Raw genomic sequence first — 12,844 nt, 5'->3', positions numbered from 1 at the left:
GAGCCGGCCTCCGGGGCTGTCGTGCCGGCTGGCACGATGGCCCCATGGGGAACGCTCACCTGCACTCGATCCACGTTCACCCGGTCAAGGCGGTCCGGGGCCTCGCGCCCCAGGAGGCCGCCGTGGAGCCCTGGGGGCTGGCCGGGGACCGTCGCTGGGTGCTGCTCGACGACGGGGGAAAGGTCGTCACGCAACGCCGGCAGCCGCGCCTCGCGCTCGCCGCCGCCGAGCTCCTGCCCGGTGGTGGCGTCCGGCTCTCCGCTCCCGGCAGGGAGCCGCTGACAGTGCCCGTCCCCCGGCCGTTCAGCACGGTGCCGGTGGAGATCTTCCGCGACAAGCTCGAGGCGGTCCCGGCAGAGGACGCGTCCGCGCACGCCTGGTGCAGTTCCTTCCTCGGCATCAACGCGCGCCTGGCGTACATGGACGATCCCGCCACGCGCCGGCCGGTCGCCCCGGAGTACGCGCGGCCCGGCGAGACCGTGTCCTTCGCCGACGGCTTCCCGCTGCTGCTCACCACCACGGCCTCGCTCGACGCCCTCAACACCCTGATCGCGCAAGGCGCGCACGCGGACGAGGGCCCGCTGCCCATGAACCGTTTCCGGCCGAACGTGGTCGTGGCGGGCACAGCCGCCTGGGCCGAGGACGAGTGGTCCCGGCTCGCCGTCGGGGAGGTGACCTTCCGCGTCGCCAAGGCCTGCGGGCGGTGTGTGGTGACCACCACCGACCAGGGCACGGGCGAGCGCGGCCGGGAGCCCTTGAACAGCCTGGGACGGCACCGGCGGCTCGGCGGCAAGCTGGTCTTCGGGCAGAACCTGGTGCCGCTGTCCCGGGGAACGATCCGCGTCGGAGACCCCGTCAGGATCCTCGGCTAGCGGCCGAGGTGGTCTCCCACCGCGACGGGAACCGCGTCACGGGTCCGGGCGTTGGCCTTGAGTGAGAAGTTCATGAGAAGCCCCGGGGAGAGGTGACGTCGCTCTCTCTTCGACGGGTCCGCGGGTGGACGGCTCCGCCGGGGGTGATCACGGAGCGGGAAGGGGGGTGCAGGCGGTGCGGACGATCAGCGGACTCTGGCGCTGGCGGCGCAACCCGCTGTGCCGCGGGACCGATCTGGCCGAGGCCTGGGTGGCGCTGGCGGCCCTGATGCTCATCCTCCTGGCCGCCCCCGTGGCCGGAGCCCTCGTCGGGGGCACCGCGCAGGACACCCTGCAGCGCTCCGTCCAGGCCCAGCACGGGGCCCGCCACCCGGTCACGGCCACGGTGGTCCGCAAGCTCGACCGCTCCCCGCTGGACGCCGACCCGGAGGTTTCCTCGGGCCGGGATCTGCGCACCCGTGTCCTGGCCGGCTGGACCGCGCCGGACGGCACCGGCCGCCAGGGCCCGGTCCTGGCGGGCCTCAAGGACCCGCGGCAGGGCGACGAGTTCCGGATATGGACCGACCGGCACGGCCGGTTGGTGGCCCGCCCCCTCGACCCCGCCACCGCCTCCACGCACGCGGTCCTCGCCGGCATCGGCGCCGCCCTGGCGACGGGCGCCCTCATGGAGGGCGGCAGGCGGCTGATCGTCTGGTGCATGGTCCGCCGCCGGTACGCCCGTTGGGACCAGGCATGGGACAAGGCGGGCCCGGACTGGGGCAGGACGGGCACCGGCAGCTGACGGCCTTCCGGCTCTGGTCAACCCACCACCCGCGCGCACGCTACGGTGGTCCGGCCGAACCCGTTCGGCACAACCCGCGCGCGAGCGAGCAGGAGGGGCGCGCCGGTGCCGATGCCACGTGCGCGCCCAGGCCCCCGGCCGGGCCCGGTCGCGGCGGCGACACCGGCCGGAGCGTCCCGAGGGCGAACGAGCCATCAGTACGACCGAGGTGGGGGCACAGCTACACCATGGCACAGGGCACGGTCCAGGTGACGCACACCGGCACGTCGCGGTGGCGGCGCCGCACGGGTGAGTACGCATCGCTCGCCGCCGCCCTGGAGGCCGCGGCCGACGGCGACGTCCTCACCATCGCCCCCGGTACCTACCGGGAGAACCTCGTCCTGCAGCGTGCGGTGACCCTGCGAGGCCCCGAGAACGCCCCCGGCTCGGTGCGGATCGCGCCCGTGGACGGTGTGCCGCTGACCGTACGCGCCTCGGCGGTGGTCCAGGACCTGCACGTGGAGGGCCAGGACGCGGCCGCCCCGGCCGTGCTGGTGGAGGAGGGCACCCCGGAGCTGCGGGATCTGCGGGTCGTGACCCGGTCGGCGGCGGGCATCGAGGTGCGGGGCAGCGCCCGGCCCACGGTCCGGCGCTGCGCGGTCGACAATCCGGCGGGCATCGGCATCGCCGTACTCGACGGTGCGGGCGGTGTGTTCGAGGAGTGCGAGGTCGTCGCGGCCGGCCAGGCGGGCGTGGCGGTGCGGGGCGGCGCCCACCCCCGCCTGGAGCGCTGCCGGGTGCACCACACGTCGGGCTCTGGCCTGTCGGCGACCGGGGAGAACTCGGCACTGGAGGCGGTGGGCTGCGAGATCTACGAGGTGCGGGGCAGCGGGGTGCAGATCACCGGCCGGGCCACCGCGCACCTCACCGACTGCGATGTGCACCGCACGACGGCCGACGGTGTCACGCTCGACACGGACGCGGTGCTGACGCTCGCCGACTGCCGTATCCACGACATCCCGGAGAACGCGGTCGATCTGCGCTCCCGGTCCGTCCTCACCCTGACCCGTACGACGGTGCGGCAGTTCGGGCGCAACGGCCTGTCGGTGTGGGACCCGGGCACACGCGTGGACGCCAACCAGTGCGAGATCTTCGACAGCACGGGCGACTACCCGGCGGTGTGGGTCAGCGACGGCGCCACCGCCGTCCTGGACTCCTGCCGGGTGCACGACGTGCCGGACGCCCTGTTCGTGCTCGACCGGGGCTCGCGCGCGGACGTCGTCGACAGCGACCTGTCGCAGGTGCGCAACACGGCCGTGTCGGTGAGTGACGGCGCGACAGCCCAGCTCGACGACTGCCGGATCCGGGACGCGGCGACGGGCGCCTGGTTCCGAGACCACGGCAGCGGCGGCACGCTGGGCAACTGCACGTTGACCGGCACCCAGACCGGCGTGATCGTCACCAAGGGTGCCGACCCCACGGTGGAGCGCTGCACGGTCGACTCCCCCGCGGAGGCGGGCGTCTACGTCTCGGCCGGAGGCCGGGGCAGCTTCCTGAACTGCCGGGTGACGGGCAGCGGCGGCTACGGCTTCCATGTGATCGACGGCAGCCGTACGACGCTCAGGAAGTGCCGCACGGAGCGGTGCGCGCGCGGCGGCTACGAATTCGCGGACAGCGGCGCGGACGCGGCGTCCGGGGCGGGCCCGCTCGTCGAGGACTGCACCAGTGACGAGAGCGGGGGGCCACGGACGCCCGCGGCGCGGGAAACGGTCGTGCAGACCGTGAGCCACTCCCCCGGCCTGCTGGGCGCGCTCCCGGGACAGCGCGCCGAACCGGAGCCCCCGGCCCCGGCCCCGGCGGCGGAGCCCGAGCAGCCGGTCCGCAGCTCCAAGGACGTCCTCGGTGAACTGGACGCGCTGGTGGGCCTGGACAGCGTCAAGCGCGAGGTGCGCGCCCTCACGGACATGATCGAGGTCGGCCGGCGCCGGCAGCAGGCGGGCCTGAAGGCGGCGTCGGTCAAGCGGCACCTGGTCTTCACCGGCTCCCCCGGCACCGGCAAGACGACGGTCGCCCGGCTGTACGGCGAGATCCTCGCCTCGCTCGGTGTGCTGGACAAGGGCCACCTGGTGGAGGTGTCCCGGGTCGACCTGGTCGGCGAGCACATCGGTTCGACGGCGATCCGCACGCAGGAGGCCTTCGAGAAGGCGCGCGGCGGCGTGCTGTTCATCGACGAGGCGTACGCGCTGTCGCCGGAGGACGCGGGCCGCGACTTCGGCAAGGAGGCCATCGACACGCTGGTGAAGCTGATGGAGGACCACCGGGACGCGGTCGTGGTGATCGTCGCGGGCTACACGGCCGAGATGGAGCGCTTCCTGTCGGTCAACCCGGGTGTGGCGTCCCGTTTCTCACGGACCATCACCTTCAGCGACTACGGCCCCGAGGACCTGCTGCGGATCGTGGAGCAGCAGGCCGAGGAGCACGAGTACCGGCTGGCGCCGGGCGCGCCGGAGGCCCTGCGGACATACTTCACAAAGCTGCCCAAGGGCCCGGCGTTCGGCAACGGCCGTACCGCGCGGCAGACCTTCGAGGCCATGGTGGAGCGGCACGCGAGCAGGGTCGCCCAGTTCACCGAGCCGAGCACGGACGACCTGACGCTGCTCTACGCCGAGGACCTGCCCGAGCTGCTGTGAGGCTCCGGCTACGCGGCGGGCGGCTCGGGCGTGTCACGTGGTGAAGGCACCCCCGGCCGCAGGCGGCCCAGCAGCGTGCGGCGTTCCTCGGCGAAGGCCGGGTCGGCCTGGTAGTCGGAGTGGCCGAGGATCGGCGCGGGCAGCGGAAGCAGGGCGGTGCGGCCGTAGGCCAGGGGGTCCTTCAGGGGGACGTGGTCGACGTGGGGGCCGCCGTCGCCGGGCAGGCGCATCGGGCCGCCGATGGGGTCGGTGAGCCGGTACAGGTTGCGCCAGCAGTCGACCTCCCGGTGCAGCGAGCCGAGCGCGGCGGGCCCGAAGTGCGCCGGGAACCAGCGGCCGTACAGGCGCTCCAGCGGGGAGCCGTAGGTGAGCAGTGCGACGCGTTTGCGGGCGGACGGGGCGAGTTGCCAGGCCGCGGCGGCGGCGAGCACGCTGCCCTGGGAGTGCCCGGAGATGACCAGCCGTCCTCCGGTGTCGTGGGTCCAGGTCGCGATCCGCCAGGTCAGGTCCGGCACGGCGCGCTCGGCGTAGCAGGGCGGGGCGAAGGGGTGTGCGGCGCGCGGCCAGAAGGTGCCGACGTCCCACAGGATGCCGATGGTGCGGCGGGCTGCGGCGTCCTTGTAGGCGCGCCGGCCCCAGGTCACGAACAGTATGAAACCGAGGCCGATCAGCCAGGAGCCGAGGGCCTGGGCGGTCTCCGCGGCGCCGTGGACGACTGGGTGGGTGCCCCGGGCGGCCGCGCCCGGTGTCTCGTCGGTGGTCAGGGCACCCACGAGGGCTCCGGCGCCGAGCAGCAGGGTGACGCCCGAGGTGACGGCGACGATGCGGGGTCCCCGGTCGGTGAGGGAGGCCATCGCGCGGATGTAGGCGATACGGCGGGTGCGGGCGCGGTCGAGTGTCTCGTCCGGGTAGTCGCGTGCCACCGCGTCGCGCTCGGCGCGGGCGAGCTGCCAGGCGCGCTGGGCCAGCCAGCCGAAGAGGCCCAGCAGCACCACCAGCAGCGGCGGGATCACGGACGCCTGCCAGGTCAGCAGGACCGGCGGGCCCGCGATCGACGTCCCGGTGCCGTCCAGCCAGTCGGACACGCGCTGGGACACACCGCCGGACATCACCCCGCCCAGCGCGCAGGCCAGCATCGCCACGGCCGGTCCGCCCAGGCCCCGCAGCACGGCCCGCCGGTCGGGGTCGGTGCGGTGCAGGAGGTGGGCGACGACGCCGAGGACGATCACGAGCAGACCCTGCACCAGGGCGAGTCCGCCGAAGGTCGCGTCGCCCGGCAGCCGGCCCTCCGACCGCCAGCCCGGGCGCTCCCACCCGGCGTACAGCACGGCGAGGGCGAGCAGGACGAGCGCGGCGAGCGGCAGACGCCGTACAACACGCTCGTCGAGTTGCCGGTCGAGGCGCTTCTCGCTGCGGCCCCGGCGGCACACCACCCAGACCACGGCGACCGCGCAGGCCGCGAGGGCCGCTTCCAGGAGCAGGCCCAGGTGGTTCAGTACGGCGGGGCCGCCGGGCCCCCGGTCGTGGCGGGCGGCGGCGCTGCCGACGGCGGCGGCCACCGTGATCAGTCCGGCGGCGGTGTGCGCGGCGCGCAGCCGGGCGACCAGTCGGCGTCCGTACCAGAAGCCGGGCCTGCCGAGCGCGCTGGTCCCGGGGCCTTCGTCGGGTTCGGGGTCGCGGGCGAGCGGCTGCTGGGACTCGTAGTCGCTCCAGGTGCGCCGGGACAGATACCACAGCAGGACGGTCAGCACCGTGGGGACGGCGGCGGCGAGAGCCAGCCTGCGGCCGGGCGCGCTCCACCAGCCGCCGTCCGAGACGGTGGGTGAGAGGAAGCCCAGCCAGGAGTGGCGCTCGGCGCACGCGACGGTGCCCGCGCACTGCCAGGCCGCCAGGTCGAGGGCGACCTCGCAGGCCGCCGCCACGAGCAGCACAGTGAGGGTGAGGCCCGCAAGGCGCACGAGGAGGCCGTACAGACGCACGGTGCGGGCGCGACCGCGCGCGGTGGGGCGCATCCAGTGGGCGAGGTTGACGACCATGAAGGGCAGCAGCAACAGCCACAGTGCGCGGGTGCCGTTGCCGGACGTGAGGTTGCACCAGACGTAGGCCTCGGGCACCGGACCGTCGCGGTGGTGGCCGCCCGGGCGGTTCTCGGCGTCGACGTCGTCGGTGCGCCGGAAGACGGCCGCGATGTCGTCGCCGGTGATCCGCACCGTGCGCGGATCGTTGAGCATCTCCTGCGGCGTGGTGCCGCCCACGCCGTGGACCAGGAGTTCCAGGGCGGTGCCGGTCTCGCCCGCCCACGCGGCGGGGCCGTCCGGTCCGCCGGTCGACGCATGTTCCTGCGTACGTTCCACTGATTCGCACTTCCCCCGTGACACGCCGTCGGCTCTGTCCGTGCGGGCACAAGGATCTCCACTTCCGCGGGGCCGCACACGTCCTGTCACTGAATCTCCCCGATCCGTGATACGGCGAAGCGGCGGATGCTCCCTCGGTGCCGTGTGGGCGCCACGAGCGGTCGGTGGCGCCGTCCGCTGCCCGACATGCAAGGATGGGACGTCCGCGCACAGGAGCCGGGGAATATGTCCTAGTCGGGCAGGGTGTGCAGGGCGTGTCGGACGGCAATGAGGCGAAAGGACCGGAGCGTACGTGAGCGAGAATCAGAACCTCCTCGCGGAGCAGCGGCGATCCCTGATCCTCGACGAGGTCCGGCGCCGGGGCGGTGTCCGGGTCAACGAGCTGACTCGCAAGCTCGGGGTGTCGGACATGACGGTCCGCCGCGACCTCGACGCGCTCGCCCGCCAGGGCGTGCTGGAGAAGGTGCACGGCGGTGCGGTCCCGGTGGTCGAGGCGAGCACCCACGAACCCGGCTTCGAGGCCAAGTCCGGCCTGGAGCTGACCGCCAAGGAGGACATCGCTCGCGCCGCGGCCAAGCTGGTCGCGCCGGGCGCGGCGATCGCCCTGTCGGGCGGTACGACGACCTACGCGCTGGCGCACCAACTGCTGGACGTGCCGGACCTCACGGTGGTCACCAACTCGGTGCGGGTCGCCGATGTCTTCCACTCGGCGCTGCGCACCTCGGGTCCGCGGCAGGGCGCGGCCACGGTCGTACTGACCGGCGGTGTGCGCACGCCCTCCGACTCGCTGGTGGGGCCGGTGGCCGACCAGGCGATCGCGGCGCTCCACTTCGACCTGCTGTTCCTGGGTGTGCACGGCATATCGGTCGAGGCCGGCCTGTCGACGCCGAACCTCGCGGAGGCCGAGACCAACCGGCGGCTCGTACAGTCCGCCCGTCGGGTCGTGGTGGTGGCGGATCACACCAAGTGGGGCAAGGTGGGCCTGAGTTCGTTCGCCTCACTGGAGCGGATCGACACGCTCGTGACGGACGCCGGGCTGCCGGAGGAGGCGCGCGGGGTGGTCACGGAGCATCTGCGGCGGCTGGTGGTGGCCGGGGAGCCCGAGCCCGACGAGGGTGGAGACATCTGACGGAGCGCCAGCTAGTGCCGCGGCAGGCAACGTTTGCCCGTCAAGGAGCGGCGTCCGGTGCTTGCTCTCGGCGTGCCGGCCGGAAGTCCTCGTACTGGATGTACCTGGGCTTTCGGCCGGTGCGGCGAGTGGGGGCACCTCCCACGCCTTTCGGGCAGTGGGGGAGCGTGCCGGGCGTCGCGACGGGGCGAACGTTGCCTGTCGCGGCACCAGGGTGACGCTTCCGGGGGCGTCCGCTTCCGCGAGTCGATCCTCGCCGCGAAGGAACCCGGTCTGTACGCCTACCGTGCCGACGTCACCAACGTGCCCGGGGTGCGGGCGATGGCCGAGGAGTGGCGGCTCACGCCGGCCGGCGCCGGCACCCGGGTGCGGTGGGTCTTCGCGACCGACGGGACGGCAGCGTACCGGCTGGTCATGAGGGCGGCCCGGGCGGCCCAGGCGCGCGCGTTCCGGGAGGCCGTGAGGGCGCTGGAGCGGCGGCTGACGGCTTGAGGCCCGCGCCTCAGCCGGGCCACACCCCCGTCTCCAGCAGCGAGTCGATCGCGGCGGCGCAGGGCTCGATGTCCAGCCCCTGTTCAGCCAGCCAGAGATCCGAGTAGTACTTGTCGAGATACCGGTCCCCCGGGTCGCACAGCAGCGTCACGACACTCCCCTGCCGGCCCTCGGACACCATCTCCGCGACGATCTTCAGCGCGCTCCACAGGCCGGTTCCGGTCGAGCCGCCCGCCTTGCGGCCGATGGCCCGCTCCAGCGCCCGGACGGCGGCGATGCTGGCCGCGTCGGGCACCTTCATCATCCGGTCGATCGCGCCGGGCACGAAGCTCGGTTCCATACGGGGCCGTCCGATGCCCTCGATACGGGAACCGCAGTCGCAGGTGACGTCCGGATCGCCCGTCGTCCAGCCCTCGAAGAAGCACGAGTTCTCCGGGTCGGCCACGCAGACGCGGGTGTCGTACTGCATGTAGTGGACGTAGCGCGCGAGGGTCGCCGAGGTACCGCCGGTGCCCGCCGTGGCGACGATCCACGCGGGTTCGGGGAACCGTTCCAGGCGCAGCTGACGGAAGATGGATTCGGCGATGTTGTTGTTCCCGCGCCAGTCCGTGGCCCGTTCGGCGTAGGTGAACTGGTCCATGTAGTGGCCGCCGGTCTCGGCCGCGAGGCGGGCGGACTCCTCGTACATGGTGCGGGGGTCGTCCACGAAGTGGCAGCGGCCGGAGTGAAACTCGATGAGGCGGATCTTCTCGGCGCTCGTCGTGCGCGGCATGACGGCGATGAAGGGCACGCCGATCAGCTTGGCGAAGTACGCCTCGGAGACGGCCGTCGAGCCGCTGGAGGCCTCGATGACGGGTCTGCCGGGCCGGATCCAGCCGTTGCACAGGCCGTACAGGAAGAGGGAGCGGGCCAGGCGGTGCTTGAGGCTGCCGGTGGGGTGGGTCGACTCGTCCTTCAGATAGAGGTCGATGCCCCACCGCTCCGGCAGCGGGAACTGGAGCAGGTGTGTGTCGGCCGAGCGGTTGGCGTCGGCCTGGACTCTGCGGACGGCTTCCTTCAGCCACGCGCGGTAGGCGGTGTCGCTGTGGTCGACGTCGAGGGTGACGCCGGTCCGGGTCTGGCTCACGAGGGGGCTCCTAACGCTGCGCGCCGTCGACGCTTCACGCGGCCGACACCCCGATCATAAGCACTCGGCGCACGCTTCTCACCTGCATAAACGCATCTTTGAGCCCCTCAAAGCGCCCCCAGGAGCAGAGCCGGAGCAAGGGGGCGCGCGGTCCCGGGGGCGCTTTCGTGAGTGTGCTGCGGGCGCCCCCGGAGAGGGGGTCGCGAACTCTGGTGCTCGACGCCGGGTGGGGGCAGACTTCACGGCGGGACCAAGGCTCCGGGCGGGGCGGCACAGGGGTACGAGGCATCGCCGGAGCGGGCCTGTTCGCAGGACCGGGCACGACCTGAGCGGGCTCGCCGCAGTGCCGGAACGGGGGCCGCCGCGCCGGACCGCACCGCCGGGCCGGGTTCCGGCGAGGCACGACGCACCACCGGAGCAAGGGCCGGCACGGCACCGCGCACGGCCGGGGCGAGGCTCCGGGATACGACGCACCAGACGCACCACCACCGGAGCAAAGCCCCGGCAGGGGCGGTGCACCGCCGGGGCCGGACTCCGGCCGGGGCACGCGCGCCGCCACGGGTACGGCGACGCCGCCGCGGGTACTGGAACGCCGCCCCGAGGAGGAGCAGCCTGCCGGACGGGGCACACTGGATCGGGGCACGAGCCCGTATCGGGCACCGCGCGAAGCGGGCCGGTACACCGAAGCGCACAAGGGGGCGGGTGGCATGGCGGAGCCGGAGTTCAAGGCCACGGGCGTGCGGATCGGGAAGCGGCTGCGCTCGCTCACCCGGGCCGGCCAGGTCCGGATCAGCGACGGCCGGCTCGAGCTGCTGACCAGCTACGGCAGTGAGATCGACAGCGCGCCGGTGCAGGCCGTGCGCGCCTCCAAGCCCTGGTTCGGCCCCGATGACCGGGCCACGGCGGATCTCAACGGCAAGCGGTACCTGCTCACCCTGGGCGATCACGACCCCGCCCCGGGCGAGCCGGGACCGCCGGCCGCGCGGCGCTTCATCGAGGCCGTGCGCCGGGCGGCGGGGCGCGGCGACTGAGATGCCCGCGACTTGCGGTCCCTCACCCCCTGCGTCACTCTGGTCTCACGTCACTCTGGGTTTACCGGCGATAACGCTGCGAACCAGCCCGCCGGCCATGACAGCGGGCGGCAGTGTCACGAAGGCGCCCTGCTGGATCCGAACTCCGTGTTCTTCCGGACCTCACGTCGGGGAGTCGCAGCCGTGATCAGCTACCCAAGCAGGCACTGCACGGTGGAGCTCCAAGCCCTGCCGTCGCGGATCGGCCAGGTCCGCAGAATCGTATCTGCGCAATTGCGCTACTGGCATCTGGACGCCCTGATCGACCGGGCCTCGCTCGGTGTGACGGAGCTGTTGTCCAACGTCCACCGGCACGCTCAGCCGGACAAGACGTGCACCGTGGAGATAGAGCTGCTGCTCGACCGGCTCACGGTCTCGGTGCGCGACGGCGATCCGCGGATGCCCGTGGTCGGGGACCCTCAGGACATCGCGCCGCTGGCGACCTGCGGGCGCGGGCTGGCGATGGTGGCCGCCATGAGCGAGAGCTGGGGCGTCCGGCCGGACGGCGAGTCCGGCAAGGTCGTCTGGTTCACCCTGCCGACGTCCTCCACCGCACTGGCGGCGCCGTCGCGCCGGACGCGGCACGCGGTCCTGGAGAAACCCGCGCGCAGGTTCGCGGAGGTCGCGCACTCCACCGACGGGCTCCTGCCCGAGCATGCTCCCGCCCGGTCCGCCGTTGCCGGTTGACCGGGCGGTGACCACCGTGCGCACGGCGGTTGCCGCCGGGTGAGGTACGCCGCGACGCACGCCTCACCCGGCGGCGACGGCCACGCCGCTCCGCCCGGCGTGCGTCCGCCGCCTTCGCGGTGTGGCGGAATCCGGCCCGGCGAACGCGTCGCGTCCGGCCGCGTCCTCTCGAAGCACCGCCCACGGCTGTGCGCCGGGCTCTCCGTCCAGCGCGGACAGTCGGCGCCGGGCGGCCATCCGCGTGACCGTGGACGGGACCGGCGTACGAGGAAGGGGCGGCGGCGCCGGCCTCAGGGCGAAGCCTGGTCGCTGTCCTTCATCGAGCCCCAGCCGTGCCAGCGGTCGACCTCGATCCAGGCGCTGACCCGGGGGCGGACACGGTCCGGGTAGGGCTTGCCGATGTAGTGCCGGGCGAGGAGGTCGATGTCGGCCAGGTCCTCGTCGTCGTACATCTCGGTGACGCGGCCGATGAGGGTGACGTGGGTGTACCAGTCGTCACCGGCGAGGACGGTGAGGGTGACGCGCGGGTCACGGCGCAGGTGCTTCAGGCGGACGCGGCCCTGGTCGAGGTTGATCAGCACCCGGCCGTCCTGCCACGCGTACCAGGTGGCGGTGGAGACCGGCGCGCCGTCGGAGCGCACCGTGGCCATGACGCAGGGGTTGGGCCTGCTGAGCAGGGCGTCGGCCTCGGGCGGCAGCGGCGGCTTGGACATCCGGGAAACCTCCGGGGTGTTCAGGCGGACGTGTCGTCGAAGCTGGCGAAGTAGGCGGCGACCATGTCCTCGCCGGCGTGGCCCTGCGCGGCGGCCCGCTCCATGCGGGCGGCGGCCGCTTCGGCGACATCCAGGCGGACGCCGTTCTCCGCGCCGGCCCGGACGATCAGACGGGCGTCCTTGGCGGCGGTGCTCACCGCGAACTGGGGTGGTGTGAGCCGCTCGTCGAGGACCAGGTCGGACTTGGCGCGCAGGTAGCCCATGTCGAGCGGGCCGTCGGCGACGAGGTCCAGGAACCCGTGCGGATCGACGTCGAGTGCCTTGGCCAGCGCCAGGGCCTCGCCGGCCGCGGCCGTCACGGCGAGGACCCAGCTGTTGGCGACGAGCTTGAGCCGGGTCGCGCTGCCCGCCGCCCCGTCCTCGCCGGTCCACACGGTGCGGACGCCGACGGCGTCGAAGACCGGCGTCACCCTGTCCCGCCCCTCGGCGGGGCCGGCGGCGAGCACGGTCAGCTTCCCCGCCTCGGCGGGCTGGCGCGTGCCCAGGACGGGGGCGTCGTAGAAGACCAGGCCGTGCTCGCGGGCGAAGGCGGCCAGGTCGGTGATGTCCTCGACGCCGGCGGTGGTGGACTGCGCCCACGCCGTGCCGGCGCTCAGGGCCGGGGCGGCCTCGCGCATGGTGTCCAGGACGGCGGCGCCGTCGTAGAGCATGGTCAGGACGACGTCGGCCCCCTGGACGGCCTGGGCGGGGGTGCCGGCGATGTGCGCGCCCTCGGCGGCGAGCGGCTCGGCCTTGGCACGGGTGCGGTTCCAGACCCGGACGGTGTGTCCCGCGCGGGCGAGGTTGCGGGCCATCGCGGCGCCCATGATGCCGGTGCCCAGGACGCTCACGGTGAGATTGTCGGTCATTGCGTCAACTTCCTCGGTGGTGCGGTGCGGACGTGCTGCCTGC

General features: G+C 73.6%; 10 protein-coding genes and 1 pseudogene. 7 read left to right on the top strand and 4 right to left on the bottom strand.

Annotated elements, in window-relative coordinates:
- Positions 1-44: 44 nt before the first annotated feature.
- From ACZ5TL_RS15595 to ACZ5TL_RS15585, 3 genes are all read left to right on the top strand, one after another.
- Entirely contained in the window at positions 45-872 is an 828-nt protein-coding gene (locus ACZ5TL_RS15595; protein ID WP_468590197.1) for an MOSC domain-containing protein, read from the top strand.
- Between the two features lie 175 nt (positions 873-1,047).
- Positions 1,048-1,653 carry an Rv1733c family protein gene (locus ACZ5TL_RS15590; protein WP_468590196.1) on the top strand — a complete coding sequence of 202 codons (606 nt, stop codon included), beginning with the start codon at positions 1,048-1,050 and terminating at the stop codon, positions 1,651-1,653.
- A 227-nt stretch (positions 1,654-1,880) separates the two neighbouring features.
- The gene (locus tag ACZ5TL_RS15585; RefSeq protein ID WP_468590195.1) at positions 1,881-4,322 is read left to right on the top strand and encodes a right-handed parallel beta-helix repeat-containing protein; all 2,442 of its coding nucleotides are present in this window, start codon (positions 1,881-1,883) and stop codon (positions 4,320-4,322) included.
- 8 nt (positions 4,323-4,330) lie between these two features.
- Here ACZ5TL_RS15585 and ACZ5TL_RS15580 read toward each other — a convergent pair whose 3' ends face one another.
- Positions 4,331-6,676 (bottom strand): hypothetical protein, encoded by a 2,346-nt coding sequence (locus ACZ5TL_RS15580; protein ID WP_468590194.1) that lies wholly within the window; start codon positions 6,674-6,676, stop codon positions 4,331-4,333.
- A 292-nt stretch (positions 6,677-6,968) separates the two neighbouring features.
- Here ACZ5TL_RS15580 and ACZ5TL_RS15575 point away from each other — a divergent pair, with 292 nt between their 5' ends.
- Both ACZ5TL_RS15575 and ACZ5TL_RS15570 read left to right on the top strand, forming a co-directional pair.
- Positions 6,969-7,805 carry a DeoR/GlpR family DNA-binding transcription regulator gene (locus tag ACZ5TL_RS15575; RefSeq protein WP_468590193.1) on the top strand — a complete coding sequence of 279 codons (837 nt, stop codon included), beginning with the start codon at positions 6,969-6,971 and terminating at the stop codon, positions 7,803-7,805.
- A 198-nt stretch (positions 7,806-8,003) separates the two neighbouring features.
- Positions 8,004-8,297 (top strand): annotated as a pseudogene (locus tag ACZ5TL_RS15570) (SRPBCC family protein); the annotation flags it as partial.
- A gap of 10 nt (positions 8,298-8,307) precedes the next feature.
- Here the strand turns inward: ACZ5TL_RS15570 and cds1 are convergent.
- Positions 8,308-9,423: an L-cysteine desulfhydrase Cds1 gene (gene cds1 / locus ACZ5TL_RS15565; protein ID WP_468590191.1), complete on the bottom strand. Its 1,116-nt coding sequence runs from the start codon at positions 9,421-9,423 to the stop codon at positions 8,308-8,310.
- A gap of 707 nt (positions 9,424-10,130) precedes the next feature.
- Here cds1 and ACZ5TL_RS15560 point away from each other — a divergent pair.
- Together ACZ5TL_RS15560 and ACZ5TL_RS15555 are read left to right on the top strand one after the other, a co-directional pair.
- The gene (locus tag ACZ5TL_RS15560) at positions 10,131-10,454 is read left to right on the top strand and encodes a hypothetical protein (protein ID WP_468590189.1); all 324 of its coding nucleotides are present in this window, start codon (positions 10,131-10,133) and stop codon (positions 10,452-10,454) included.
- Positions 10,455-10,637: 183 nt separating this feature from the next.
- Positions 10,638-11,180: an ATP-binding protein gene (locus ACZ5TL_RS15555; protein ID WP_468590188.1), complete on the top strand. Its 543-nt coding sequence runs from the start codon at positions 10,638-10,640 to the stop codon at positions 11,178-11,180.
- A 290-nt stretch (positions 11,181-11,470) separates the two neighbouring features.
- Here the strand turns inward: ACZ5TL_RS15555 and ACZ5TL_RS15550 are convergent, their stop codons facing one another.
- Together ACZ5TL_RS15550 and ACZ5TL_RS15545 are read right to left on the bottom strand one after the other, a co-directional pair.
- Positions 11,471-11,893, bottom strand: coding sequence for a PPOX class F420-dependent oxidoreductase (locus tag ACZ5TL_RS15550; RefSeq protein WP_468590187.1), 423 nt, complete (start codon positions 11,891-11,893; stop codon positions 11,471-11,473).
- Positions 11,894-11,913: 20 nt separating this feature from the next.
- The gene (locus ACZ5TL_RS15545) at positions 11,914-12,801 is read right to left on the bottom strand and encodes an NAD(P)-dependent oxidoreductase (protein WP_468590186.1); all 888 of its coding nucleotides are present in this window, start codon (positions 12,799-12,801) and stop codon (positions 11,914-11,916) included.
- Positions 12,802-12,844 lie beyond the last annotated feature (43 nt).

Source organism: Streptomyces sp. NPDC033136, assembly GCF_055578235.1.
The sequence above is the reverse complement of the archived record's forward strand: the minus strand, read 5'-3'. Positions and strand labels throughout refer to the sequence as shown.

Bases quoted from the DNA above. Each gene is read 5' to 3' on its own strand.
- ACZ5TL_RS15595 (WP_468590197.1), top strand. From the start codon at position 45: ATGGGGAACGCTCACCTGCACTCGATCCACGTTCACCCGGTCAAGGCG.
- ACZ5TL_RS15585 (WP_468590195.1), top strand. From the start codon at position 1,881: ATGGCACAGGGCACGGTCCAGGTGACGCACACCGGCACGTCGCGGTGG.
- ACZ5TL_RS15560 (WP_468590189.1), top strand. From the start codon at position 10,131: ATGGCGGAGCCGGAGTTCAAGGCCACGGGCGTGCGGATCGGGAAGCGG.
- ACZ5TL_RS15550 (WP_468590187.1), bottom strand. From the start codon at position 11,893: ATGTCCAAGCCGCCGCTGCCGCCCGAGGCCGACGCCCTGCTCAGCAGG.
- ACZ5TL_RS15545 (WP_468590186.1), bottom strand. From the start codon at position 12,801: ATGACCGACAATCTCACCGTGAGCGTCCTGGGCACCGGCATCATGGGC.